We start from the raw sequence: 26,865 nt of genomic DNA, 5'->3' as shown, positions 1-26,865 counted from the left end.
CGCCGTTCCGTCCCCACCTCGTCCCGTTCCGTCCCCACCTCGTCCCGTTCCGTCCCCACCTCGTCCCGTTCCGTCCCCACCTCGTCCCGTTCCGTCCCCACCTCGTCCCGTTCCGTCCCCACCTCGTCCCGTTCCGTCCCCACCTCGTCCCGTTCCGTCCCCACCTCGTCCCATTTCGCACCCCCGTTACATTCCGCCCCATTCCACGGGCGTACGTTCCGCACGGCAATATCCGGGGTCTTCGTCGAGAACGTACACTGACGATTCCTCAGCGTACGTTCTCGACGGCGGCGGACGATAATCCCGTCGAAAACGTACGCTCCGGCCAACAGCCGTCCCGTCCGACCCTCCGCCCGCACCGGCATCTTGGCGCGACACGTCCGTTTCCTGAGAAATGTCTTAAGGGGGGGACGCTTGACCCTGAAGAAGCGCATCGCCAGGTGATGCGCGGGAAGGGTTACAGCCATGAAGCACATGGGCAAGGTCGCCGCCATCATCGCCGCGGCGAGCATGCTGCTCACGGGCGTCGGCACCGCATACGCCGACGACGCCGCGAGCGTGAACGATGCGCCGGCCGCCGCCACGCAGCAGTCCGGACAGTCCGGACAAACCGATGCCGGCGCCACCGCCGACCAGTCCGGCACCACCGACGGCACGGACGGCAAGTCCAATGCCGCGCAGCAGAACGGCTCCACCGCCGACCAGTCCGGCACGACCGACGAACAGCCGAAGGCGGACGTGAAGTCGGCCACGCCGCAGTCCCAGGCCCAGGCCGCCGCATCCGGCGCCGCGATCGCCTCCGTGGACGCGCCGCAGGGCGTGCTCAAGGCCAACGTGTTCAAGGACGCCACCACGAAGCCGACGTTCAAGGTCACCCTCACCGGCCTGACCGCCGGCAAGAGCTACGGCGTGGCGAGCAACCTCAGCTATGGCTCCACGAAGCCGAAGGCCGGCGACCAGGGACGCGTGTACAACACCCCGTCCTACGGGGACGGGGCCAACACCGTGTTCACCGCCACCGGCGCGACCGCTACCGTCGAACTCACGTACGAGGGCGCGAACATCTCCTCCGCATGGTTCGCCCTGTTGGAAAGCGACAAGGGCATCGAATCGGACAGCGTCGAAGGCGTGTACACGAGCGTCGTCGACAAGACGGTGGACGTCGTCAACCTTCCGGGCGCCGTCACGCTCGGCCCTGTGCAGGTCGAGGACGTCGGCCAGCACACGGCCGGACTCAAGGCGCACTACACGATCGATCCGAAGCTCATCGGTGACGTGACCAAGATCTGCCTGGCCACCACCGTGGCCCGCGCGTACACGCTGCGCGGCCGGTTCACCACGAACGTCGGCACCGGCGGCGAGCGCGAAGCATGGGATTGCACGACCGGCTACGTCGACGACACGGACGACACGACCGGCGCCGCCTATCGCGTGATGAACATGGCGTCGTGGGCCAACAGCACCCAGACGCTGACCGGCCAATGGTTCAGCAGGGGTTCATGGAAGACCCCGGACGCCGGCGAGACGCTCCCCGCGTCCGGCGACATCACGAGCACCATCGTCGGCCTGAACTCCGGCACCAAGTACGGCAACTGGGGTTACGAAGGCAACGAATCCGATGGCGTCGCCGTGTTCAAGCTCCTCCAGTCCCAGACCACGGCGAACGATCCGATGTCCATGATGTACTCCGGTCTCGCGCTGACGTTCAGCGACGGATCGATGTACGTGGGCAACGGATACCACGCCGAAGACAAGGCCCTGCAGAACGTGCCCGACTTCACCACGCAGCCGGCCAAGGCCGCCGAATCCTCCGACAAGCTCACCGACGCGAACCGCAACGGCGTGGTCGGCGCGAACGACGGCAAGGCGACCGCCGGATCCACGTACCGCCTGTACGTCGACAGCCTTAAGGACACGGCCGCCTGCAAGGCGAGCGTCGCGAACAACCAGTACTGCTACTGGGCGGGCTACATCTACTCCGACCCGAAGCGTCTCGCTTCGGCGGACGGCAAGTCGTCCGCCGTGCGCGTCGACGAGAACAACAAGGCGTACGTCGAGTACACCATTCCCGCCGACTACACGGGCGCGCACAAGATCGCCGTATACGACGATTCCGGCAACCTGCTCGGCTGGGCGCCGGTGACGGTCGGCAAGGCCGCTCCGGGCGCAAACGGCGCCAACGGTGCCGCGAACGGCGCGAAGCTGTCGAACACGGGCGCGGCGACCGGCATGATCGCCACCGCCGCGGCCACGCTGCTGCTCGCCGGCGCGGGACTCGTCACGTTCCGCCGCCGTCACGCGTGACGTTGCGTGACGTTGCGTGACATGGCGTGATGGCGTTCCCAAGTGACACGCCGTCACAGCCCGTAAGGGCATCCGGACAAGATGCCCGACGAAGGGGGAGGACCGTTTCTGAACCGGTCCTCCCCCTTCGTCCATTCCCGCCGACCATCGCCACGTTCCCACTCTGCCGGCGGCCGCACCAACGCCGTACCGACGCCGTCCCGCTGGCGGAAGCTGGTCCACGAAGCGGGACTGAGCGGGGCCCAGCGGGAAGATTCCGACACCATGAAACCCCGGTTCAATCACCCGTTCTCCCGAATTTGCAGCGCCGAACACCCGTTTCACACCTATTGAAACGGGTATTTGGCGCTGTAAATCGGAGATATCGGGTATTTGATACCCCCATTGGGAACGGGAGAGACCGCCTCTGGGCTCCGGAGACCAAGGCGGCACAGGCCATTCCCGTCGGCGCGCCCATGCGCCCCCATGCCGCCCCGCCCCGCCGCAAGCCCAGCCTCCGACAGCACCTTACGCGCACCCGGCCTTGCTCGGGTCGATGCTCATCGTCTGGAAACGGTTCGCCATGTACCCGTCGCCGTAGTGCGTGGCGAACCATTGGGTGACGGGTGAATCCTGCGGGAGGCCCGCCATGCGGCCGTACCAGCAGTCGAGCGCCATCAGCGTGAACGCGATGTCGACGAACATCAGCACGGCGCACACGGCGGTGAGCGAATACCGCACCTTCCACGGGATCCGGTTGATGAGCGCGAGCAGCCGCGGCAGGATCCAGCGCACCCACACCACGCCGATCAACCCCCAGAAGACCATGTATTTGCCGGACGTGCGCCCGTCGATCGACAGCCACTGCCCGGTGTAGTCCCATGCGGTGATGCCGAACGCCACCTCCATGAACCAGCTGGTCGCGTATTCGAACGTGCCGCCGATCACCGCGCTCGCGCAGAAGATCAGGAACGGGTTCGACTTCCACAACCGGTTCAGCGCCACGGTGACGAGCACCGCGCCGCACCCGTAGATCGGCGAGAACGGGCCCCAGAGCAGCCCGGCGCGATCCTGGAGTTCGCCGTGGTACATCGCGAAGTGGTAGACGGTCTCGATGGCGAGGCCGAACACGCACGCCACGGTGAACAGCCAGAAGATGTTGAAGAAGTCGAGCGCGATGTACCCTTTGCCGGACGGGTCGCGGCCGAGCATGCCCGCTTCGACGGCGCGCTCGTAGGCGTCGCGGTCGTCCATCCGTTTGAGCGCGCGCTGCAGCCGTCGCTCCTCGGCGAGCCCGGGATCGCACGCGATGGACACGGCGACGAGGATCGCCATGCGCACGGCCGGCGCGATGAGGTTCGCGCCGAGGCCGGCGAGCGCGAGCGACAGCATGCCTTCGGCGAGCGTGACCGGCATCAGCACGTACGCCCAGCGGGCCGCGTAGCGTCGCCGGTTGCGCAGCAGCAGCACGCCGAACACGACGAGCGCCGCGGCGTTGGCGATGAGGACGAGCGCCTGCAATCCGGTGAGGATGGCGGTCAGACTAGCCGCGTGGAACGTGAGTTCGCCGCGCATGATTGCGCGCACGGCGGCGATGGACGCGAGCACGACGATCGGCAGCGTGACGAGCCCGTCGAGCAGCACGATCACGCCGTACACGCGGATGAGCCACGGCAGTCGTTGCGCGTCGAGGCGGCTTTGTTCGTCGAGTTCGGCGGCGACGAGGTCGGCGGCCACCGCCGCCTCCTCGCCCGCCGGGGTCTTGTTATCCGATGACTTCCCCATGCCGGCTCCTTCCCACGCGCGATGCCAACAGGCTAACACGCCGGTCACGCGCTCCCGCGAAGCGGGACTGAGGGTGGCCCTTGTCAGCTCGGACGGAGACCACCCCCACCCAGCTCCGCCGGGAGCCCCCGCCGGCGGGGGCCGAGTCGGAGGGGCTTTCAGGAAACGGTCAAGAATCCTCCAGAACTCCCTTCGCAAGGTCGCAGACGACCCGAACGTTCGCGCAAGGGCTTTCCCCGGAACCGGCGGTGTACTGGTACCAGCAAGCAACGAACGGCCCGCCACCGCAAGCATCGCGGCGGGCATGACGAAAGGCACGATCATGGGCATCAGGAACACCTCCGGCAAGCGGCGGGGCGTCACCACCTCCACCAGCTTCCGTGAATCATACGAAGACGGCACGCGCCGCACGCGCAACACCCGCACCCGCCGCAACCGCACCGCCAGCACCGCGCAGGTCACGACCGGCAAGCTCGCCGCGATGGCGGCGGGCGCGGCGCTCATCGTCGGTTTCGGCGGCGGCGCGGCCGGCACGGCGCTGCTGCGCGGCACCTCCACCCGCGGCAACGACATCATCGTCTCCGGTCAGGCGGCCGGCATGGGCGGCGCGAACACGATGACCTACGACTACTCCGGCACGTACACGGCGGCGCTCACCGCCGACGGCGAGGAGGTCGCCTCCTCCGACACGACGGCCGCGACCGACGCCGACCAGAACGCGGCGCTCGCGCAGAACGGCGGCACGTTGACGCTCACCGGCGCGACGCTCACCAAATCCGGCGACTCCGACAACGCCGACAACAACAACTTCTACGGCACGAACTCGGTCAGCCTGACCGTCGGCGAGAAATCGAAGACCGTGATCGACTCCTCGAACCTCACCGCCGACTCGTCCGGCTCGAACGGCGTGTTCGCGACCGACTCGGGCACCGCGCTCGTCCACGACGCCGAGATCGCGACGACCGGCGACAATTCGCGCGCGCTCGACGCGACCTATTCCGGCACGATCCTCGCCGGCGAGGTCACCGCGGACACGCAGGGCGACCACAGCGCGACCGTCGCCACCGACCGCGGCGGCGGCTCGATCTCGCTCAACGACGCGGACCTCACAACCGCGGGCTCCGGATCGCCGCTGCTGTATTCGACCGGCGACGTGCAGGTGACGAACGTGACCGGCACGTCCACCGGCTCGCAGATCGCCGGCATGGAGGGCCTCAACACGATCCTCATCAAGGATTCGACGCTGACGAGCACCGTGACCGGCAAGACGGCGAGCGACCCGGTCGCCAACGGCGTGATCATCTACCAGTCGACCTCCGGCGACGCCGAAGCCTCGACCGGCGAGCACGCGACGTTCCAGGCCGCCGATTCGACGCTGAAATCGTCGATCGAATCCGGTTCGATGTTCTACTTCACGAACACCACCGCCGACGTGGTCCTCTCGAACACGACGCTCGACTTCGACTCGTCGAAGGCGGCGCTTATCACCGCGGCCGGCAATGACGCGAACAACTGGGGGTCCGCCGGGTCGAACGGCGCGACCGTCACGTTCACCGGGCGCAACCAGACGCTCGCCGGCACGGTCAGCGCGGACACGATCTCGTCGGTCACGTTGAACCTGCTCGACGGGTCGACGTGGACCGGCGCCGCGAGCATCACCGAGAACGCGAACGCGAGCGACGGCACGACGAGCGACGCGCCGATCACGGTGAACGTGGACGATTCCTCCACGTGGGTCGTGACCGACAGCACGACCGTCTCCGCGCTGAACGTCGCGAACGGCGGCAAGGTCGTCGACGCCGACGGGAACACGGTGACGATCAAGGCGAACGGCAAGACCGTCGTGAAGGGCGATTCCGACGTGACGGTCACCGTGACCGGCGACTACGCGACGACCCTGCCGAGCGAGGCCACCGGCGACGGCACCACGCTCGCCACCGACCTGATCGACCGCTCCTCCTACGACACCCAGTTCAACACCTCCACCACCTGGACGATGTGACCCAGCTTCACCCGAATTCTCCGAAAGGACCCCACCATGACCACCAACGACCCGAACAAGACCCAGGTGCTCGACACCACAACCGCCACGACCACCGAGACCACCGCGACCACGGCGTTGCCCACCGCCGCGACCACCGCCGCATCCGCCGATGCGACGCAGGTCATCCCCGAGGATGCGCGTCCGGCCGCGGCCGATGCGCGCGCCGCCGCGGCGACGCAGACCCTGCCGCCGACGGGCGGTGCGGACGCCGGCCTCAACGGCACCCGCACCGAGATCCCGGCCCAGACGGCCGCCGGCGCGAAGCCGGCGTGGGCGTCCGCCCAGCAGCCGGCCTTCCAGCCGGCCGGCGCCCAGTCCGCCGCCTACCCGGGAACGGGGACCGGCGCGAGCGGTGCCCCGAACGGATTCGCCGCTCCGGGCGCACCGCAGGCGCCGTATGCGCCCACGGCTCCCAACGGCTTCGCCAACACGCCTGACGGCGCCCCGAACGGCGGCAAGCCGAAGGGCGCGAAGCTGGGCGGCAAGGCGGTGGCGATCATCGCCGGCGTGACGCTGGTGTGCGGACTGCTCGGCGGCGTGGCGGGCGGCGCGGTCGTCAACGCGTTCTCCGATTCCGGCCGCGGCGACGGCACGAGCCAGATGGGCCAGATGCCCGGAGGCTCGTCCGACGGCAACAGCCAGGGCGGACAAGGCGGCCAGATGGGCGAGCCGCCGAGCGGCGGCATGGGCCCCGGCGGCGGCTCGAACGGCGGCTCGAACGGCGGCTCCTCCAACGGCGATTCCGACTCGTCCGGCTCGGGCAGCTCCGGATCCAGCTCGAAGGGCTCCGGCTCCGGTTCGTCCAGCAGCTCGTCCGACACCGAATCCGGTTCCGCAGCCTCCGGCGGCTCCATCGCCTCCTGACGGTTCCGCCGGCGAGACTGGGGAGGGATACCGCGGACGGTCGCGTTCCGGCTATACCTCCCCCACCCGGCTTCGCCGGGAGCCCCCTCCAGAGGGGGCCAAAGAAGAAGCCGGCGCTGCGGACGACCATCCGCAAGTACGGACGGCCTGCGGCCGATCTTACATCGGCTCGCCTGTCGGCTCGCACATCGCCTGCAAACGCCTCTGGCGTTTGCTTCACGGCGATGTCCTCCAGAGGGGCCAAAGAAGAGGACGACACCGCGGACAGCCCATCAGAGGGGGCGAGGCGGATCGGCACTCATCGACCGCCAATCAGCGTAAAATTAGACAGATTGACTAGCGACACGGCAATCGTTGCGGTTCCTTCATCACCTTCCACTAGGGTGAACACTGACATCGTCTCGCACGACAGCAGTAAGTAGAAGGAACACACAGGCATGGGCAACGTTCTCGCGATCATCAAACGCGACCTCATCCGCATGCTGAAAGTGCCGGCCGCATGGGTCATCGCCGCCGGACTGACTTTCATCCCCCCGCTGTACGCATGGTTCAACATCGTGGGATTCTGGAACCCGTACGGCAACACGCAGGGCATCCAGGTGGTCATCGCCAACAACGACAAGGGCACGAACAGCGCGCTCATCGGCAAGCAGAACCTCGGCGACCAGATCGTCACGCAGCTCAAGGCGAACCATCAGCTCGGATGGACGTTCGCCGACCAATCCGAGGCGATGAACCGCGTCGAATCCGGCAAAGCGTACGCGGCCATCATCATCCCCAAGGACTTCAGCGACCGCATGGCCGGCGTCGTCACCGGCGGCGACCGCCCGCAACTCGAATACTACGTGAACGAGAAGGCGAACGCCGTCGCCCCGAAGATCACCGACGTGGGCGCCGGCACCGTCGACACGCAGGTCAACGGCACGTTCGTCTCCACCGTCAGCAAGGTCCTCTCCGAAGCCGTCAACAAGGCGACCGACAAGGCCGGAACCACCGCCGGGACCCTCCAGACGAAAACCCTGAAATCCCTCGACGACGCGCGACGCGACGTCGTCAACACGCGCGGCAAGATCGACGACCTCACCGCCACGCTCAAACAGACGCCGGCCAAGACCCAGCAGGCGCGCGAGGCGCTCACCGACGTGCAGCGCCTCGCCAACGACGCGACCACCGGACTCAACAGCACGTCACAGCTCATCGGCACCACGCAGACGACGCTCAACACGTTCGTGACGACCACGTCCGGCACGCTCGACACCGGCACGTCGCTCCTCTCGCAGGCCTCCCAGCAGGCCACCGACGGCGTCAACCAGATCGCCGGCGGCATCACCGTCGCCAACGGCGCCGTCGGCGACGCGGTCACCACGCTCACCCAGGTCAACCAGACCAACAAGCAGATTATCGACCAGCTCAAGACCATCGTCGCGAACCCGCCCGCCGGCATCGACACGACCGCGCTCCAGAAAGTCGTCGACGAACTCCAACAACGCAACGCGGCCACCGCGGAAACGCTGAAGAACGCGAAAACCCTCAACGACGACACGGCGAAAACCGTCACATCGGTCTCCGGCCTCGCCACGACGTTCAACACGGCCACGCAGACGACGCTCACGACGACCACCAACGCACGTAAAACGCTCACCACCGGCGCCCTGCCGCAGCTCAACAGCGGACTCAACACGCTCGCCGGCACGACCGGCACGCTCGCCGGCGGCCTCGCCAGCCAAGGCGCGCTCATCAGCCAGACGAACGTCGTGCTCGACCAGCTCGACCGCGCCGCCGCAGACACCGTCACCGCGCTCGGCGACACCGACAAGGCGCTCGCCGGCATGGCCACGAAACTCGACACCGTCGCCACCGACCTGCGTGCGCTCGACACGTCCAGCATGCTCGGCGACCTGTTCGGCTCGGACGGGCAGCTCGACACGGACCGCATCGCCGAATTCATGCTCTCCCCCACCGTGATCAACAAGAAGATCCTCTACCCGGTCGCCTCCTACGGTTCCGGCATGGCGCCGCTGTTCACCAACATGGCGCTGTGGGTGGGCGCGTTCGCGCTCGCCGTGATCCTGAAGCTCGAAACCGACGACGAAGGCATCGAGAACATGACGATCACGCAGGGCTATCTGGGCCGGTTCCTGCTGTTCTGCGTGTTCGCGGCCGCGCAGGGGCTCGCGACCACGGTCGGCGACCTCGTCATCGGCGTGCAGAGCGTGAACCCGTTCGCGTTCGTGCTCACCGGCGTGATCACGTCGCTCGTCTACGCCTCGCTGATCTTCGCGTTGTCGACCACGTTCCTGCACGTCGGCAAGGGCGTGTGCGTGGCGCTCATCATCCTGCAGATCCCCGGCGCATCCGGCCTGTACCCGATCGAGATGATGCCGGCCTTCTTCCGCAACCTGTATCCGCTGTTCCCGTTCACGTATTCGATCGACGCGTTCCGCGAGACGATCGGCGGATTCTACGGCGGCCAATGGTTCGCGGCGATCGGCCACCTGCTGCTGTTCGCCCTGCTCGGCCTCGCGATCGGCCTGCTCGTCCGCCCGCTCATGGCGAACGTGAACCGCCTGTTCGCGCGCGAGATCGAGGAGAGCGACATGATCATCGGCGAACCGGTGCACATGCCCGGCACCGAATACCGGCTCTCCACGGCCGTGCGCATGCTGTCCAGCCACGAAGGCTACCGCGAGCGCATCGAACGGCAGGCGGCGCGCTTCGCCGTCCACTATCCGCGGCTCAAGCAGGGCGCGCTCGTCGCCGGCATCGTCGTGCCGGTCGTGCTCGCCGTCACGTTCTCGCTCACGCCGAACACGAAGCTGGAGGCGCTGCTCACGTGGATCATCTGGATCCTCATCATCATCGCGTTCCTGCTCACCATCGAATTCATGAACGACAACCTGCGCCGGCAGATGGAGCTCGGCAACCTGGACGACGAGGCGATCCGCGCGTACATCCGCGAGCGCGAACGCATCCGCGAGAAGGCGAAGGCGCGCAAGCGCGAACGCGTGCGGGAGAAACTCGCGCAACCGCTCAATCCGACGCATGAGGGGAGGCACGCGCAATGAGCGTGAACGATACGACCGAACGCATCGAGCCCGTCGTCGACGCCGTCGGCGGTGACGCGGGCGCCGGCGAGACCGCGCACGCCGCGGCGCCGCGCGTCACGCACAAGACGTGGCGGCTGTTCGTCGGCGACGTGCGCCGCATGTTCAGCAACGTCGTCTCCATCATCATCGTGATCGGCCTCGTGTCGATCCCCGGACTGTTCTCCTGGTTCAACATCGCCGCCAGCTGGAACCCGTTCGGCGACCTCAAGAACCTGAAGTTCGCGGTCGCAAGCGTCGACGAAGGCTACAAGTCCGACCTGATCCCCGTGAAGATGACGATCGGCGACACCGTCGTCAACACGCTGCGCGCCAACTCGCAGCTCGACTGGACGATCACCACGAAGGACGACGCGATCGACGGCACGAAATCCGGCAAATACTATGCGGCCATCGTCATCCCCAAGGACTTCAGCAAGAAGATGATGACGTTCTTCTCCGCCGACGTCGACAACGTGAAGATCGACTACTACGACAACGAGAAGAAGAACGCGCTCGCGCCGAACCTCACCAACGAGGGCGCGAACGAGGTGAGCACGCAGATCAACCAGATGTTCGCGAAGACGCTGACGAGCACCGCGCTCTCCATCGCGTCGCAGCTCGCCGACGACCTCTCCACGCCGGGCGCGCAGACCGCGCTCGCACGGTTCAGCGCGAACATCGGCGACTTCGCGACCACGCTCGACGACACGTCGTCGATGCTGTCCAGCTACGCGACGATCACCGGTTCGGCCGGCGCGCTGCTCGACGATTCGAGCGCGCTGCTCGCCAACGCGTCGAACTCCGCGACCGCCGCCGGATCGCAGCTGGACGCCGCGAAACAAGGCGCGACCGACCTGTCCGGCGCGATGACCACCGCCGCGGACACGCTCGCCGGAGCGCTCGCCTCCAGCGCCGACAGCTACGGCGCCGTCGCCGACTCCGTGGACAAGCTGTACGCGGACGCGGGCACGCAGGCCACCGACACGGCCGCCGCGCTCGACACGCAGGCGAAGCACGTGGGCGACCAGATCGCCGAATACCAGAAGATCCGCCAGTCGATCGCCGACCTGCAGGCCAAACTGCCGGAGAACCTGCAGTCCGTGCTGCAGCCGATGCTCGACCGGCTGGACACGGCGATCGGCGTGCAGCAGACGTTGCAGACGCGCCTGACGGACGCGGCGAACGCGGTGCGCGCGAAGAACACGGACGTGCAGAACCAGCATGCGCAGGTCAAGGATCTCGCCACGCAGGCGCAATCCGCGATCGCCGGCGTGAAATCGAACTTCGACACGCAGGTCAAACCGCAGCTCGCCCAGTTGAACGCGTCCGTGACCGACGCGACGCAGGTGCTCGACGCGGGCGCGGCGAAGCTCACGACGACGCTCGGCGATCTCGACACGACCGCCGCGAACGCGAAGACCGGACTCGCGGACGTGCAGCAGACGCTCACCGACGTGTCCGGCAAGCTCGCGAAGGCCGGCAAGCGGCTCGGCGCGTTCGACGAGAAGCTCGCCGCCGCGCTGAACAGCGGCGACATGAGCATGGTCAAGGAGGTGCTCGGCAACGATCCGGACACGCTGGCCGCCACGCTGGCCGCGCCGGTCGCGCTGCAACGCAAGGCCGTGTTCCCGGTGGAGAGCTTCGGCTCGTCGCTCGCGCCGCTGTACCTGCTGCTGCCGTTGTGGGTGGGCGCGCTGCTCATGGCGGTCACGTTGAAGACGACCGTCTCGCATCGCGTGCGCCGCGAACTCGGCGACCCGCGCCCGCATCAGATGTATCTCGGCCATTACGGGATCTTCGCGCTGATCGCGCTGCTGCAGAGCACGTTCTCGTTCGGCGGCGCGCTGCTGTTCATCCACGTGCAGGCCGTGCATCCGCTGCTGTTCATGCTCACCGGATGGGTGAGCTCGCTGGTGTTCTCGTTCTTCGCCTACACGATGGTGGTGAGCTTCGGCAACGTGGGCAAGGCGATCGGCGTGCTCATGCTCATCATGCAGATCGCCGGTTCGAACGCCGCCTACCCGTTGCAGATGCTGCCCGGATGGCTGGGCGCGATCAGCCCGGCGCTGCCCGTCACCCACGCGGTGACGATGATCCGCGCCGCCATCGCCGGCATCTACGACATGGACTATTGGCGCGCGATGGGCGCGCTGCTGCTGGTCATCCCGCCGCTGCTGCTCATCGGACTCGTGCTGAGGAAGCCCCTGGTGCGGTTCAACCAGTGGTATGTGGCCAAGGTGGAAAGCACCAAGGTCATCGCGTAGCGGGTCGTTCCGGACTCGTCACGGTCCGCCCCCTAATCACGGTTCGCTCCGGGGTTTGTCACGGTTTTCCGTTGCAAATCCCGGAGCGAACCGTATCAGGCGTGGAGGGAACCGTATCAATCCCGGAGGAACGGCAGGGCCGTGAACAGCGGCAGGGCGGCGAACACCGGAATCGGATACCAGAACAGCGCCTCGGGCGAGGCGTACAGCGACATCACGGTGAAGAACAGCAATCCGAACGCGGCGAGCCGAGAAGCGGGCGATGCGCCGATGTCCGCACGCAATCCCCGATCATCGCGGGAACCGGTGCCGGACGTGCGACGGCGAAGCCACGACACCGTCCCGACGACCAACGCGAGCGCGATCATCGACGGAATCCACGTGACGTAGAGCGCCATCGACGTGAGCGGATTGCCGGGGCGGGAAGCGGCGGTGCCGGAGGCCGCCGCGGTCGTGCCGGCGTTCGCGCCGCGCGCCCAGTCGCGAACCGCGCGCAACGTGTCTCGCTGCCACTGCGGCCGCGCCGACGTGCCGGCGAGCGGCGCGAGGTCGCGCGCGATGGCGGTCATGCGCGCGGACCCGCCGGTGCCGCCGCCCGCGCGGCGCACCTCGGCGGCTGTCAGGTACGTGGACCACTGTTTCAGGTAGCCGTCGCGCAGCAGGTAGTCGGAGTCGGTGGGATAGGCGAAATTGACGTTCGGATTCCACCATCCGCGCGTCTGGGCGGCGTAGGCGCGCGCGTAGACGAGCGGATGCGCGAGGCCGAGCCGCGCCCACGCGCGCACGGCCGCGAGCTTCTGCGCGGGCGTCGGGCCGGGCGCGACGACGGTGCCGTCGGCGGCGCGACGCGGCTCCTTGAGCGTGTGGAACGTCTCGTCGGTCCGATGCGGATTGATGGTCGCGGCGGCCTTGTCGAGATCCATGATGCCGTCCAACGCGCGACGCTGCGCGGGGTCGATCGCGGACGGATCGTCGTGGGCGAGGCGGGCGACCGGCTGCGTGACGATGCCCCAGACCTCGCGGCCGGGGGATTTGCTCGCGTGGGTCGCGGCGGCGGCGATCGGCGCGAACACGGCTTGCGCGAGGAGCACGGCGACGATGAGGCAGATCGCGGCACGGGCGCGGTCGGAGAGGCGAGGCGCGGCAGGGGCGGCACAGGCGATGGGAGCGGGTGCCGGAGCCGCGATGGGATCCCGGTCTCCGTCACGACGGGATTTCCGCCCGGCGCACACGCACAGCAATCCGATACCGGCGCACACGACGATGGGCAGGGCCGTGCGCTTCGACGCGACGGATGCGAACGTGAGCAGCGTGAACGCGACGGCGACCGGCATGCGGCGCAGCACGCGGCCGCGCGTGAGACACGCTTCGGTGAAGATCACCGCCATCGGGAGGAAGAAGACCGTGTGGAGCGAATCCTTGCCCATCGTGGTCGAGGCGGCGACGACCACGTAGCTCATCGCCGCGTAGACGAGGCCGACGGTGACGAGCCACAGGGGCGCGCCGAGCTTGCGGATGTAGCAGAGGATGAACGCGCCGCCGGCGGCGAGGGCGAACGCCTGCACGACCGTGTAGACGGCCTGGCCGGCGAGCGGGGAGCCGAAGGCCGCCGCGCCGAAATGCCAGAAGAGGCCGAAGATGAGGGTGTCGAACAGCGGATGCTGCGTGTAATAGTGGTGCAGGCCCATCGCCTGGAGGTACTGGGCCATCGTGTCGTCACGCATGGCGCCGGGCCACGTGAGCGCGATCCACGGCAGCCAGCACGCGGCGATCAGGGCAAAGTAGAGGGAGAAGCGCTTGCGCAACGCGACGGCGAAGGTCGAGGGCCGACGGTCGGCGAACCAGAGCCGGACGGCGGATGACCAAATGCGGATGACGTCGGTCCGACTACGCGCGGCGGCGGACCGAGTGCGCGCTGCGGATGACCAAGTATCCCATGAAGACACGGCCACCAGTGTACGCGGCTTCGTGATGCCGTGACGCCGCGGTGCCGTATTGCCGTAGTGCCGCGACGCCATAGTGCCGTAGTGCCGCGACGCCATAGTGCCGCGAAGCAGCATCGTCCGGCGCAAGAAATCCCGGAAAACGGAGGCGTCGCCCGGGAATGGTCGCGCTGGGGAATCGCTGAGCACAAGAAATCCCGGGAATCCGCCCCATCGTCCGGGAATAGTTGCGCTGAGACAAGGTCAGCGCAAGTTTTCCCGGGTAATGGGGTTTTCTTCCGGGATATGTTGCGCTGAACTCCTCTCAGCACAACGAATCCCGGACGAAGCCACGTATTCCCGGGAATCGTTGCGCCGAAAAGCGACGGGGGCACCGCCGAGGTGGGGTTCGGAAGACGGCCGCTACTGGATGGAGGCCTGCTGGCGGCAGAGGTCGAGGGCCTTGTTGAACGCGTCGGACGTCCAGCTGGCGCCGGCGACCTTGTCGACCTTGAGACCCTTGAGCGGCTTGCCGTCCACCACACCGTTGATCGCGTTCGCGAAATCGGTCTGGTGCTTCTTCGAGATCGACGTGAACGGGTGGCCGATCACCTCGACCGTCTGGACGTTCTGGTCCTTGATCGTGAAATGGACGTCGATCGAATCCTCGCCCACCGGACCGTACTGGCCGTTGATCGAATACGTGCCGTCCTTGTAGTTGCCGGTGTCCTTCGCGTCGGAGGAGGAATCGGAACCGTTGGAACCGTCCGACGAGGAATCGGAGGAATCGGACGACGAGCCGGAGGCGTCTCCGGACTGTGACTGCTCCTCCTGGGACTTCTCGGTCTCGCCCGAATTGCCGGCGTACTGGTCGTCCATCGGCGTTGCCTTCGACTCGGCGCAGCCGGCCACGCCACCCAGCAGCGCCAACGTGGCGGCCGTCAACGCAATCGTCTTGACGGCCTTCCGCTTGCCGTCGTTCCTCTGCTCGTGCATATCACTCATCCTAGCCGACGGCCTCTCAGTCCTCGCCGCCGGTTTTGGCGGCCTTGGTGGGGTCGGCGAAGCCGATGGCGGTCTCGCCGGTCTGCGCGCCCTCGACCTGGGCGCCGGTGGAGGCCGGCTTGCCGCCCTCCGCCTCGTACGCCTTGCGAGCGGTCTCATCGTTCCACTTCTCGCCGACGAGCACGCCGTGGTTGAGCATAATCTCGCGCTGGGCGCAGCTGGCGACGAGCGCGTCATGCGTGACGACGATGATCGTCGTGCCCTGCTCGTGCAGCTGACGGAACAGGTCGAGCACGATCTTCTCGTTCTTCTCGTCGAGGTTGCCGGTCGGCTCGTCGGCGAGGATGAGCTTCGGCTCGTTGATGAGGGCTCGCGCGATGCACACGCGCTGCTGTTCGCCGCCGGACAGCTGGCTCGGCAGATGGTGGGCGCGGTCCTTGAGGCCGACGCGTTCCAGCGCCTTCATGGCCTGGTCCTCGTCGACGACCGAATGGTAGTACTGGGCGACCATCACGTTCTCCACGGCCGTCAGATGCGGCACGAGGTAGAACTTCTGGAACACGAGGCCGATCATGTTCTTGCGCACGTCGGCGAGCTGCGAGGCGTTGAGGTCCTCGAGCTTGCGGCCTTCGAGCTTCACGGAACCCTTCGACGGGGAGTCCATGCAGCCGATCATGTTCATCAGCGTGGTCTTGCCGGAGCCGGACGAGCCGACGATCGCCAGCCATTCGCCTTCCGGCACGGTGAGGTTCAGGTCGTCCACGGCGTGCAGGTCGCCGTAGATCTTCGAGATGTGGTCGAGTTCAAGCAACATGGTGGTTTCCTTTCCCAAGGAATCGGCCCCCGCTGGCGGGGCTGTCACAGGTGGCACGGCGAAAGTCGTCGTTACGGATCAATCGGCCCCCGCTGGCGGGGGCTGTCGGCGGAGCCGACTGGGGGTGGTCGCCGTCGTGGCGCGCGATGGGATTACTCCTCGCGCAACACGATGGCGGGATCGATGCGGGTGGCGCGGTGGACGGGCGGGATGGAGGCGACGACGGCGACGAGCGCGGCGAGCGCCACGGACGCCGCGCCGAGCGCCCAGTTGAACGCGATCGCGCGTTCGAACACGGCGACGCACAGCCAGCTGGCGAGCCCGTAGCCGATCGCCGTGCCGACAAGGCCGCCGATCAGGCCGTACATCGCGGATTCGACGTAGAACTCGACGCCGATCGCGGCCGAGCTCGCGCCGAGCGCCTTGCGCAGGCCGATCTCGTTGCGCCGCTGCGAGACGATCGAGCTGATGGTCGTGCCGACGCCGACGAGCGTGAGCACGAGCACGACGAGCGAGACGATCCAGAACAGGGTCTGCAGCATCGTGATGATGCGCGTGTCCGACGCGGTGATCTTCGTGACCTGCTGCGCCTTCACGTGCATCGACGTCATGTCGTTGATGCTGGCGACGAGCGCGTTCAGGTCGCTCGCGCCGGACGAGTATTCGATGACGTCCACGCCGCGCTTCACGCCGGTGAGCTTGTCCACGTCGGCGTTGGTCGCGTAGATGATGGAGTCCTCGCTGCCGCCGGTGTCGACGATGCCGGCCACGCGGAACTCGGTTCCGGTGGTGTCCATGATGTCGCTGTTCACGCGGCCGTCGTGCATCTGCTGCGACGATTGCGAGGATTGGGAAGCGGCGTCGGATTCGGGGGATTCGGCGGTGGAGGACGAGGACGACCCAGCCGAAGAGGACGAGGAGGCCGCGTTGTCGGAGGCGCGGTAGCCGATCGTGATCGAGCCGCCGACCTTGAGGCCCATCGCGTCGGCGACGTCGCGGCCGACGAGCACCTTGCCGGTGGTCGGCCAGGAGCCGTCCACCACCCAATGATGGTTGAGGTTCCTCACCTGCGCGGCATCCACGCCGGCCATCACATACGGCGCGGCGTTGACGCGCACGTTCTCGTAACGGTAGGTGGCGTGCTTCTGCGAGCCTTTCGCCGCGACCATCTCGGTGGTGTGCTTCACCATCGCCGCGTCGATGCCGGCGGATTTCGCGTCGGAATCACCGGACGTCGAACCGTCGGAACCCGAACCCGTCGAGCTGGCATCACCGGTGGGCGTGACGATGAGGTTCGCGCCGTACGCGCGCATCTCCTGATTCATCTGCTGCGGCACGGCGATGCAGATCATCGCCAGGCAGAACAGCGTGGCCGCGCCGACCAGCGACGCGATGACCGCCATGACCGCGCGCGAACGGCGGCGGAACACGGCGCTGAACAGCATCCGGAAGAACATGCCGGTATTCGTCATCGCAACCCTCCTTCTTCTTCCAAGCAAGCACGACCACCCTCAGTCCCGCTGCGCGGGACAGCTCCCGCCAGCGGGAGCCGACGATTACGCCCCCGCCGGCGGGGGCTGTCGGATGCAATCCGACTGGGGGTGGTCAGACGGACGGTACCCGAACGGACACGACATTCTCGCGAACGACCACCCTCGGTCCCGCCGCGCGGGACAGCTCCCGCCAGCGGGAGCCGACGATCACGCCCCCGCCGGCGGGGGCTGTCGGATGCAATCCGACTGGGGGTGGTCAGACGGACGGTACCCGAACGGACACGACATTCTCGCGAACGACCACCCTCAGTCCCGCCGCGCGGGACAGCTCCCGCCAGCGGGAGCCGGCACATCGCATCGCGCGAAGCGCGATTCCATAGCATCATCGCGAACTCAGCGGCCATGGAGCACCTCCGCGGGCTTCAAGCTCAGGATCGAGCGGATCGACGAGGCGGACGCCACCGCGACCGTGAGCGCGAGCAGCACGAATACGAGCACGAACACCATCGGACGCATCGTGATGCCGGAACCGAACACCACCTGCCCGATGATCTGCGCGACGCCCGAACCGAGCCCCGCGCCCACCACGGCGCCGAGCAGCGAGACGGTCGCCGTCTCCGCCATCATCAGGCGGGAGACCGCGCCGTCGGTCGCGCCGATCGCCTTGAGCAGCGCGAGCTCGCTGGAGCGTTCGCCGATCGACGCGACCATCAGGTTCGCGACGGCCACCGCGGCGGCGATCAGACTCAGCACCGTCATCAGAATCATCACGGCCTGCGTCTTCTGCAGGACGTTGCCCTGCAACGCGGCGACCTGCCTCACCTGCTTGGCGACGGCCCCCGGAATCACCTCCTCGATCTGGTAGGCGATCGAGCTCGGGTAGGCGGTGCAGTACCAGGTCTCCCATTCGTCCTGGCTCAGCGCGGCCGGGTTCTTCGCGGCCTTGCGCGCCAGATCGTTCTCCGGCGTGGTGAGCGCCTTCACCTCGATCTTGTTCACCGAATCGGGCAGGCCGACCAGCTCCTGCAGCTGATCGGAGGAGACGTACATCGAACCGTTGTCGTCGTCGCCGGAATCGTAGACGCCGACGATCTTGAAGTCGATGGACTTGTCGCCGCGCGTCAGCGAGACCGTGCCGCCGACCTGCACGGCTGCCTCGTCCTCATGGCCCTGACCGACGGCGACGCCGAGCGACTTGGCGAGGTCCTTGCCGATCACGGCCTCCTTGGTGCCGTCCTTCGGCCAGCGGCCCTGCAGGTCCCACCAGGAGCGCATGCCTTCCACGCCGACCACCGTGGTCTCGCCGGACGCCAGCTTGAGCTTCTTGTTGAACCAGGTGCCGACCACCGGCACGTTCGTCTTCGTCGGGTATTCGGCGAGACTCACCGCCCAGCCGTCGCCCTGGGTCACCGGCTTGGTGTTGACGGCGGTCACGTGCTGGTCCAGTTCGGGCGCGAAGTTCGTGATGTTGAACGCCCAGAAGATCGTCTTGATCTTCGCCGCGTCCGACTCCTTGAGGAACGACGTCGGGTCGGTGGCGGCGCCGGCCGTGCCGCCCGTCGCGCCATCCGTGTTGTACAGATCGGAGACGACGGCGTCCGACTTCGGCTGCACGGTGATGTTCGATCCGTACGTCGACAGTTCGGCGTTGAGCTTGTCGCCCACGTCGAACACGACGCCGAGCATCGCCACGCTCACCGTGGCCGACAGGCACACGGTGAGGGCGATGAGCAGCCGCCGCCTCAGCTGGCGCGTGAACGACCGCGCGATCATTCGCAGAAAGAACATGACTACCTCACCTCCCGCCGGCGGGAGGCGTCATGCGCAGCATGACGGCGGGTGGCTGCCCGACGACCTCCCCCGGTCGGCTTTGCCGACAGCCCCCTCCAGAGGGGGCCGAAAACGATGTTCCCCATGGCGATCCTCCTCACTGGAAGTGGGCGCTCAGGGCGTCCAGGTCGGCGGTGTGGATCGTGATCTTGCCGTTGCCGGTCTTGTACGGGAACGGGATCGGGTTGCATCCGCCCTTGAATCCGATGGTCGCCAGGTTGATCGCGACCTCGCACTTCTTGCAGATGATCTTGCCGTCCTTCTCGTAGTAGCCGGCGTCGCCGCAGTTCTCGCACGCGTCGAGGCCGATGCCGTACGCGCCGCCGTTCTTCTTGATGATGATGAACCGCATCGAGGTGCCGTCCTTCGCCTTGTATTCGAAGCGGTGCAGATGCCCGTCCTCGACCTGGCTGAACGGGATCGTCGCCACGCCGTCCTTCAACGAATACGTTTCCGGCGGCGACAGCGTGATCGTGCGCGTGGTCGCGGCGACGCCCGCGGTGAGCGTCACGGTCACGCCGATCGCGGCGACGAGGCTCCACACGGCCGCGGCGACGGCACGACGGCGGAACGCCTTGTGCCGTCGCACGTCGGCCTCGTTCTCGCCGTCGCGCGGTTTCGTCGGTGTGCGGAAGCCGGCGACGATCGACGCGATGGCGGGGATGACGAACACGACGCCCTGCGCGATGATCATCTGCGTGTTGTGGTTGATGGACCAGACGAGCGGCTGGAACAGGAAGTGCGGGAAGAGCAACGAGTGCGCCTGGATGATCTGCAGCAGTCCGGTCGCGTGCTGGACGAACAGGATCGCCATCATCGCCGCCGCGGCCGCGGTGAACGCGGGCCGCACGGCGGTATTGCGCATCGTGCGGAAGATCGCCGCGACGATGACGGACATGACGACGCCGAGCACGAAACCGAGCGCGCGCAGCAGCATCGCGGACGTGAACGCGGTCTCGCCCGGCTCCACCCAGATCGTGAGCTGGAGGATCACGTCCGGCAGCGCGTAGAAGACGGTGAGCGCGATGGCGAGGGCGCCGACCGCGTTGGCCGCGTGCATGAGCGGCGCGTGTTTGCGCCAGTCCGTGGTGATCCAGTGCCCGGCGATGACGGCCACGATGGCGAGCACGTCGACGATGACGGCCACGGTGAGCACCGGCTGGTTGACGAAGGTGCGCTGGTTGATGACGGCGGTGGCCCTGAGGGCGGCGAACACGATGGCCGCGACCGTGCCGAGCAGCAGGCCGTAGAGACGCCAGTGGGCGCTGAACGGTTTGTCCTTGCCCTCGCCGACCGTGAGCGTCACGCTCAGGCACATGACCAGCAACGCGGGTGCCAGCGTCCCCGGCATCACCGCAACGAATTGTTCCAGCATTCGCGCCCTTTCCTAAGAATCGCTAAGGTGCCGTAAATCGGCGGAAAGCCCCCTCGGGGCGAGGGGGCTGTAATAGACGAAGGTACGCCCCCACGGGCGGGGGCTGTCGGCGGTAGCCGACTGGGGGTGGCCGATGGGGAGCAACCCGTGACGGCAACCCTCAGTCTCGCTGCGCGAGCCAGCTCCCGCCGGCGGGAGCGAAACCGTCATCCGTGATTTTGTCGCTTCGCGGCAAAATCACCACTGACGCGGAGTGTACTCCCAGTTGTCGAAGGTGACTTCGAGGGGCTCGGTCCAGAAGTGGCCCTTGACGCCGGTCTCCGGGTCGACGTGGAGCATCCAGCCCTTCTTGGCCGGGGACTCGATCGAGAGCTTCAGCTGGTAGGTGCCGGCCTTGTCGAGCTTGACGTTGGCGCCGTAGTGCGGGCCGTCGGAGGCGTTCATCTGCATGAAGGTGCCGGAGGTGGCGGTGCCGCCCTCGACTTCCTTGCCGGTGGACTTGTCGATGATCGTGTAGTTGACGGTCAGATCCGGGATGAAGTTGCCCTTGCCGTAGCCGAGCTCGGTGCCCTTCTTGTTGGCGTGGATGTCGGCCTCGAGGTGGAAGGAGGCGTCCGCGGCCTTGAGGCCCATGGAGGACGGCTCCATGTCGATCGGCTGGAAGTAGACGGCGCCGACGGTCAGCGGGCCGACTTCCTGATCCTGCTCCTCGGCGGTGCCGGACGGGCCGACCGGGACCTCTTCGAAGCCGGTGCCGGAATCGGAGGCGGAGGAATCGGAGTTCGAGTCGGAGGACTGCGAGGAGGAGTCCGACTTGGCGGAGGTGTTCGAGCTGTCGGAGGAGCCGCAGGCGGCCAGCGAGAACGCCATGGAACCGGCGAGCAGCACGCCGAGCAGGGCGGCGATCTTCTTGTTCTTCATCATTTCTCTATCCTTTTCTTGTGGGAGTGAAGGAACCCCACAACAGGGACTTCACAGCTTGTTGGTTGAATTATCGATTACTCGGGAAAGTCTTACTTGGCGGAACCGGCCTTCGCGGAACCGGCCTTCGCTGCGGACGCCTTGAGCTTGCGCTGCTTGGCGAAACCGACCACGAACAGCGCGATCACGGCGACGGCCGCGAGCACCTGCGCGACGATGCACTCGACGTACGGGTAGAAGCCGAGCCAGTCGTTCGTCGGCACGCCGTCCAGATAGATGGCGGGCAGCAGGTCGCCTTCGATGAGCGCGTGCACGCCGCCGCCGGCGAAGACGACGACCAGCACGGACATCAGGATCGACGTGACGAGGAAGAACGGGCCGATCGGGATCTTCACGGAGGTGAAGCGGATAATCAGGAAGATGATCACCAGCACGACGGCCGCGGCGATGCCGCCCGTCCACATGCCCTTCGAGTCCTGGCTCATCGAGTAGATGGACTGATAGAAAATCACGGTCTCGGCACCCTCGCGGAACACGGCGAGGAAGCTCAGCATGGCGAGTGAGACGATCGTGCCGAACGCCACCTTCTCGCCGGCCTCGACCTGTGCGGAGACGGACTTGACGGCTGCCTCGGTCTTGGTGCGGATGTAGCGGTTCCACGCCTCGACGCTCGACTTGTTGAGCATCCAGTTGCTGGTCCACAGGAGCATGCCCATGGCAATCAGGGCGCACACGCCCTCCATGATCTCCTGCTGCGGGCCGGAGCCGCCGAACAGGAGCGTGAAGATCACGGCGATGATGCCTGAGCCGGCGAGGCCGGCGACGACGCCCAGGTAGATCCACTTGGTGAAACGCTTGTTGCCGGACTTGACGAGGTAGGCGATCACGGCGGCGACGACGAGCAACGCCTCAAGACCCTCGCGGATGAGGATGAGGAACGCCTGGCCGACGGCGCTGGTGATGAACTTGGTGAAACCGCCCTCCTTGTCGGCGGCGCCGCCGTCGAGGATGCCGGCGTCCTTGACGAGCATGGCCTTGAGGTCGTCGACGAGCTTCTTCGTGGACTTGAGGTCCTTGCCCTTGTTCATCGCGGAACGGGTCATCTTGAACTGGTATTCGACCTGCGAGACGCGGTTGCCGGAGATCGCGTTCATCACGTTCTTCTCGAAACCGAGCTTCTCGTAGTACTGGTAGTACGCGTCGTTGACGAGCGTGGCGCCCTTGGCGCCGTCGCCCTTCTCATACGCCTTGTACGCGTTGTCGAGGATCGGGGTCATCTCGTTGGCCACGTCGGTCCAGGAACGGTTGCCCTTGCCCGGGTTCTTCTTCTTTTTGGCGTCGAGCTCCTTGCGCTCCTTGTCGAGCTCGGCCTGCAGGGCCTTCGCGTACTCCTTCGGCTTGGCGAGCCCGGTGTTCGCATCGAGCTGCTGCGCGGTGGCGTCGAGGTCGGCGACGAGCGCGGTGATCTTCTGATCGAGCTCATCGTTGTTGCCGGGCACGTAGGAGAGGTTCTGGATGTCCTGGAACGCCTGCTGCTGGGAGGTCTGCTTGTCCGCGCCAATCGTGGAGTTCACGACGGCGGTGAAGTTGGAGGCGACGTAGATCGAGTTGTACGCGGCCATGAAGTCGGAAGTCGCGCCGGACGTGTTGCCGTCCTCGTACTCCTGCTGGCCGTCCTGCAGCTGCTCGGCCATCGCCTCGGCGACCGCGGACCACGTCTTGTAGTCCGTGGCCTTGCTGGTGGCGGAGGACAGTCCGGACGAGGAGCCGGCGGCGAGCGCGGTCTGTGGGACGGCGGCGGACGGGGTCACGGCCATCGCCACGATCATCATCAACGCACCGGCGAACGCGACGAGCTTCACCGGAACGCGCTTGAGCAACGCGGACATTCCAGGGTCTTCCTCTCTAATTTCACAATCCATCAGAACGATAGAGAAAAAATTCCCGGAACAACAGTCTTGATTTTTGCGGATTCTTGAGGTAGTAGGCGCATATAACGATGTATCCGCGGTGGAAACCGCCGTTTCCTCACGCTTTCGCCACGATTTCCCGCGGCTGGCAACGTTCGCACCATCTCACATCGCGAACGCACGCCCCCGCCGCCCGCATTCCATCCCACATTGCGAAACACGCCCCCACCCCGCTCCTGCCGCCGGAAGTGGAATGTTGTCTTTGTCGGCCCCCTCTCCCGCTCCCGCTGGCGGGAGCTGTCACGCGAAGCGTGACTGAGGGTGGTCGACTACGGGCGCAACGCCCGACCACCCCCAGTCGGCAAAGCCGACAGCCCCCGCCAGCGGGGGCACGCCCAATGGGGCGTGGACGCATGGAACGGCATCAAGCGACAGCCCCCGCCAGCGGGGGCACATCGAACCGAGCCGCCTACGTGCTGCGCAAGCTCGACGACAGCCTCCGCCAGCGGGGCGCATCCGCGGCATCACCCTTCCAGCACGGAGAGCACCTTGCGTTCGTCGTAGAAGGCGAAGACGACGCCGCCGATGCCGCACAGCACGGCGGCGCTCACGGCGGCGATGCGGTAGCCGGCGCCGGACGCCATGCCGATCGTGGAGACGCCGGTGAACAGCAGCATCGCGACGGACTGGCCCATCTTCATCGCGAACGTGCGCGCCGCGTAGAACATGCCCTGCCGGTCCTGGCCGGTGGTCTTCGAGCTGGCGTCGGCGATGTTGGCGACGATCGCCTGCGGCAGGATGCCGAACGCGGCCATCGGCACCGCGCCCACGACCGACAGCAGCACGCCCTGCGCCATCGGCGGCAGGAACGCGACCGCGCCGGAGCCGAGCGCGCCGGCGAACGCGAACGCGCAGGTGAAGATCACGAACGCGACGAGCAGCAGCCGCTTCTTGCCCACGCGGTTGGCGAGCAGGTTGACGGGCACGTAGAACAGCACGGAGACGCCGGTCATCAGCACGAAGTAGACGGTGGTCGTGGTCTCGGGAAGTTTGAGCAGCGAGGTCACGAAGAACGGCAGACCGGTCTGGAACGTGGTGATCGCCACCCAGTAGACGACGTCGGAGCAGACGAATTTGCGGAATTCGCCGTCGCCGAACGTCTGCTTCAAGGATTCGACGGTCGATTCGGACGTGGGATGCGAATCGACGTAGTCCTTCTCGCGGATGGCGAGCGGCGGCACGAGCATGCACACGAACGCGACCGCCGCCATAATCGTGAACGTGAGGCGGATCGCGTCGACGCGGCCGAGCATCGGCACGAATCCGCCCCAGATGACGGGCGCGACGTAGGCGACGGCCGTGCCGAACACCCACGTGAACGAGATGGCGGTGGAGATGGCGAGCTGCTGTTTGGAATCGTGGCCGAGTTCCGCGATGAGCGCGTTGTACGGCGTGCAGTAGAACGTGAGCGCGATGTAGTAGCCGATCACGGTGACGAACAGCACGGCCGCGTTCGCCCAGCTCGTGCCGTCGACCGGGCTCCAGAAGACGAGCACGGTGACGAGCGCGAGCGGGAGGGCCGCGAACTTGAGGAATGGCATGCGGCGGCCGGAACGCGCGTCGCAGCGGTCGGAGAGGGAGGCGACGGCCGGGTCGATGAACGCGTCGAAGAAGCGGGCGAACGCGGTGATGCCGCCCACGACGGTGACGACGCCGAGCACGGCGAGCCCCTGCGGCACGAACACGGTCTGGCCTTGGGCGATGGTCTCGTTGTCCGGCTGGTAGAAGTACACGAGCCAGTTCGAGATGATGCCGCTCAGCAGCGCCCAGCCGAACTGCCCGACCGCGAACGCCCAGATCTTCGGGGTGGGCAGGTCCTTGACCCGTACAGCGTCATCCGTCATATGCAACCTCCGTGACCTCATTGACACCGCGTCAATCCTAGCACCGGCACCTGCCCCGCCGACCGGAAGACGGGAACTAGGCCCGCACCCCTTCTCTCCGCCCCCGCCGGCGGGGGCTGTCGGCGAAGCCGACTGGGGGTGGCCTCACGGGACGGCGAAAGGCCGCCGTCGACCACCCTCCGGCACTACGTGCCGCCCCCCGCCAGCGGGAGGAACCGCAATCCCCGCCCCCCGCCAGCGGGAGGAACCGCAATCCCCACCCCCCGCCAGCGGGAGGAACCGCAATCCCCGCCCCCCGCCAGCGGGAGGAACCGCAATCCCCGCCCCCCGCCAGCGGGAGGAACCGCAATCCCCACCAGCGGGAGGCACCGCAATCCTGCCCCCGCCGGCGGGGGCTGTCGGCGAAGCCGACTGGGGGTGGTCCGCACCCGCCCTCCGCGCACCTCGACAGCCCTCGGTCCCGTGCGACCCATAACGCGCCCCCTATAATGGGAGGCACGAGAAGACGAGCCGACGCTAAGGAAGCGCATCATGGTCGATCAGCGCAACATCCAACCCCCGTTCCCCGCACGCCCGCAGCCCCAAACACCACAACCGCCGGCGCCACAGCCGTCGCTGCCGCGAGTCCCCCTTCCCGCGCAACGGACCGCCCCGACAACCGCCCCGACAACCGCCCCGACGACCGTATCAACGCCAACATCGACGCCGACCCGCACGAAACGACGCCCCGCGAAACGCATCATCGCCGCCATAGTCGCCGTGATCGTCGTGCTGCTGGCGGTGGACGGATGGCTGCTCTACCGGTCGCGCACCGTACATGGTCCTTCCGGTGCCGCCATCGAATTCCTCGACGCCTATCGTAACGGCGACGAAACGACCGTCACGAACCTGCTCGCGGCGAACGGCACCGGCGGCAAGGTCTCGCTTGGCGGCATGACCGCGCCGATGCGCACGCATCTCTCCTACGATCTGCACGGCAAGGGACTCACCTGTTCGGGCATGTGCACGATCAAGGCGACCATCACCAACGTGGATTTCGCGCGGATCGCCACGGATAAGGCGTTCATGGACAAGTATGCCGAAGCGGCGGCGAAGGCGGGATCAGGCCAGGGTGCCGACGCGCGCAAGGCCGAACAGCAGGCGACGAAACTGTTCAACGACAAACTCTCCGCCGCGAACGCGCCCACGAAGCGGTACGAGGTCGACATGCAGATCGTCGAACACGACGGCGATTGGAAGGTGCGGATGACCGCCGACCTGTCGAACGCGCTGCTCGGCGGATTCCCCGAATACGCGGCGAATCCCGCAAACGACGGCGCAAACGGCAGCGGCACGAACGACGCCAACGAATCGGACGGGCAGTGA

The 26,865-nt window shown here is 66.9% G+C and carries 17 protein-coding genes; 6 read left to right on the top strand and 11 right to left on the bottom strand.

Going from position 1 to position 26,865, the window contains the following annotated elements; all coding sequences use genetic code 11:
* Positions 1-467: hypothetical protein (locus Uis4E_RS12055; RefSeq protein ID WP_207764533.1), on the bottom strand; the 467-nt coding region annotated here is incomplete at its 3' end.
* Between Uis4E_RS12055 and Uis4E_RS02580 the strand changes: the two genes are divergently transcribed.
* The gene (locus Uis4E_RS02580) at positions 466-2,304 is read left to right on the top strand and encodes a hypothetical protein (RefSeq protein WP_133125381.1); all 1,839 of its coding nucleotides are present in this window, start codon (positions 466-468) and stop codon (positions 2,302-2,304) included. The genes Uis4E_RS12055 and Uis4E_RS02580 overlap by 2 nt on opposite strands.
* Positions 2,305-2,811: 507 nt before the next feature.
* Here the strand turns inward: Uis4E_RS02580 and Uis4E_RS02575 are convergent.
* The gene (locus Uis4E_RS02575) at positions 2,812-4,068 is read right to left on the bottom strand and encodes a putative ABC transporter permease (protein ID WP_101621718.1); all 1,257 of its coding nucleotides are present in this window, start codon (positions 4,066-4,068) and stop codon (positions 2,812-2,814) included.
* A 322-nt stretch (positions 4,069-4,390) separates the two neighbouring features.
* On the opposite strand from Uis4E_RS02575, the gene Uis4E_RS02570 reads away from it, so the two are divergent.
* The 4 genes from Uis4E_RS02570 to Uis4E_RS02555 all read left to right on the top strand — a co-directional run bounded on the left by Uis4E_RS02570 (position 4,391) and on the right by Uis4E_RS02555 (position 12,326).
* Positions 4,391-6,070: an adhesin gene (locus Uis4E_RS02570; protein WP_243394281.1), complete on the top strand. Its 1,680-nt coding sequence runs from the start codon at positions 4,391-4,393 to the stop codon at positions 6,068-6,070.
* 36 nt (positions 6,071-6,106) lie between these two features.
* Complete coding sequence (locus Uis4E_RS02565; protein WP_101621717.1) at positions 6,107-6,976, top strand: hypothetical protein; 870 nt, start codon at positions 6,107-6,109, stop codon at positions 6,974-6,976.
* Between the two features lie 437 nt (positions 6,977-7,413).
* The gene (locus Uis4E_RS02560; protein ID WP_101621716.1) at positions 7,414-10,041 is read left to right on the top strand and encodes a YhgE/Pip domain-containing protein; all 2,628 of its coding nucleotides are present in this window, start codon (positions 7,414-7,416) and stop codon (positions 10,039-10,041) included.
* Positions 10,042-10,181: 140 nt separating this feature from the next.
* Positions 10,182-12,326 (top strand): YhgE/Pip domain-containing protein, encoded by a 2,145-nt coding sequence (locus tag Uis4E_RS02555; protein WP_243394286.1) that lies wholly within the window; start codon positions 10,182-10,184, stop codon positions 12,324-12,326.
* 116 nt (positions 12,327-12,442) lie between these two features.
* Here the strand turns inward: Uis4E_RS02555 and Uis4E_RS02550 are convergent, their stop codons facing one another.
* The 9 genes from Uis4E_RS02550 to Uis4E_RS02505 all read right to left on the bottom strand — a co-directional run bounded on the left by Uis4E_RS02550 (position 12,443) and on the right by Uis4E_RS02505 (position 25,500).
* Positions 12,443-14,131: a DUF6020 family protein gene (locus Uis4E_RS02550; RefSeq protein ID WP_101621714.1), complete on the bottom strand. Its 1,689-nt coding sequence runs from the start codon at positions 14,129-14,131 to the stop codon at positions 12,443-12,445.
* Between the two features lie 540 nt (positions 14,132-14,671).
* Complete coding sequence (locus tag Uis4E_RS02540; RefSeq protein WP_165784815.1) at positions 14,672-15,253, bottom strand: FMN-binding protein; 582 nt, start codon at positions 15,251-15,253, stop codon at positions 14,672-14,674.
* 16 nt (positions 15,254-15,269) lie between these two features.
* Positions 15,270-16,067: an ABC transporter ATP-binding protein gene (locus Uis4E_RS02535; RefSeq protein WP_101621712.1), complete on the bottom strand. Its 798-nt coding sequence runs from the start codon at positions 16,065-16,067 to the stop codon at positions 15,270-15,272.
* A gap of 152 nt (positions 16,068-16,219) precedes the next feature.
* Positions 16,220-17,539: an ABC transporter permease gene (locus Uis4E_RS02530; RefSeq protein ID WP_101621711.1), complete on the bottom strand. Its 1,320-nt coding sequence runs from the start codon at positions 17,537-17,539 to the stop codon at positions 16,220-16,222.
* Positions 17,540-17,953: 414 nt separating this feature from the next.
* A complete protein-coding gene (locus tag Uis4E_RS02525) occupies positions 17,954-19,348 on the bottom strand; it encodes an ABC transporter permease (RefSeq protein WP_101621710.1) in 1,395 nt (464 codons plus the stop codon).
* A 139-nt stretch (positions 19,349-19,487) separates the two neighbouring features.
* A complete protein-coding gene (locus tag Uis4E_RS02520) occupies positions 19,488-20,765 on the bottom strand; it encodes a DUF2318 domain-containing protein (RefSeq protein ID WP_101621709.1) in 1,278 nt (425 codons plus the stop codon).
* A 237-nt stretch (positions 20,766-21,002) separates the two neighbouring features.
* The gene (locus tag Uis4E_RS02515) at positions 21,003-21,689 is read right to left on the bottom strand and encodes an iron transporter (RefSeq protein ID WP_101621708.1); all 687 of its coding nucleotides are present in this window, start codon (positions 21,687-21,689) and stop codon (positions 21,003-21,005) included.
* An 89-nt stretch (positions 21,690-21,778) separates the two neighbouring features.
* Positions 21,779-23,518, bottom strand: coding sequence for an FTR1 family iron permease (locus Uis4E_RS02510; protein WP_423734905.1), 1,740 nt, complete (start codon positions 23,516-23,518; stop codon positions 21,779-21,781).
* A 602-nt stretch (positions 23,519-24,120) separates the two neighbouring features.
* A complete protein-coding gene (locus tag Uis4E_RS02505) occupies positions 24,121-25,500 on the bottom strand; it encodes an MFS transporter (RefSeq protein ID WP_101621707.1) in 1,380 nt (459 codons plus the stop codon).
* Between the two features lie 531 nt (positions 25,501-26,031).
* On the opposite strand from Uis4E_RS02505, the gene Uis4E_RS02500 reads away from it, so the two are divergent.
* A complete protein-coding gene (locus Uis4E_RS02500; protein WP_165784814.1) occupies positions 26,032-26,865 on the top strand; it encodes a hypothetical protein in 834 nt (277 codons plus the stop codon).

It is taken from the genome of Bifidobacterium parmae, assembly GCF_002860365.1.
Lineage (GTDB): Bacteria > Actinomycetota > Actinomycetes > Actinomycetales > Bifidobacteriaceae > Bifidobacterium > Bifidobacterium parmae.
This window is presented reverse-complemented; position numbering and strand designations above follow the sequence as displayed.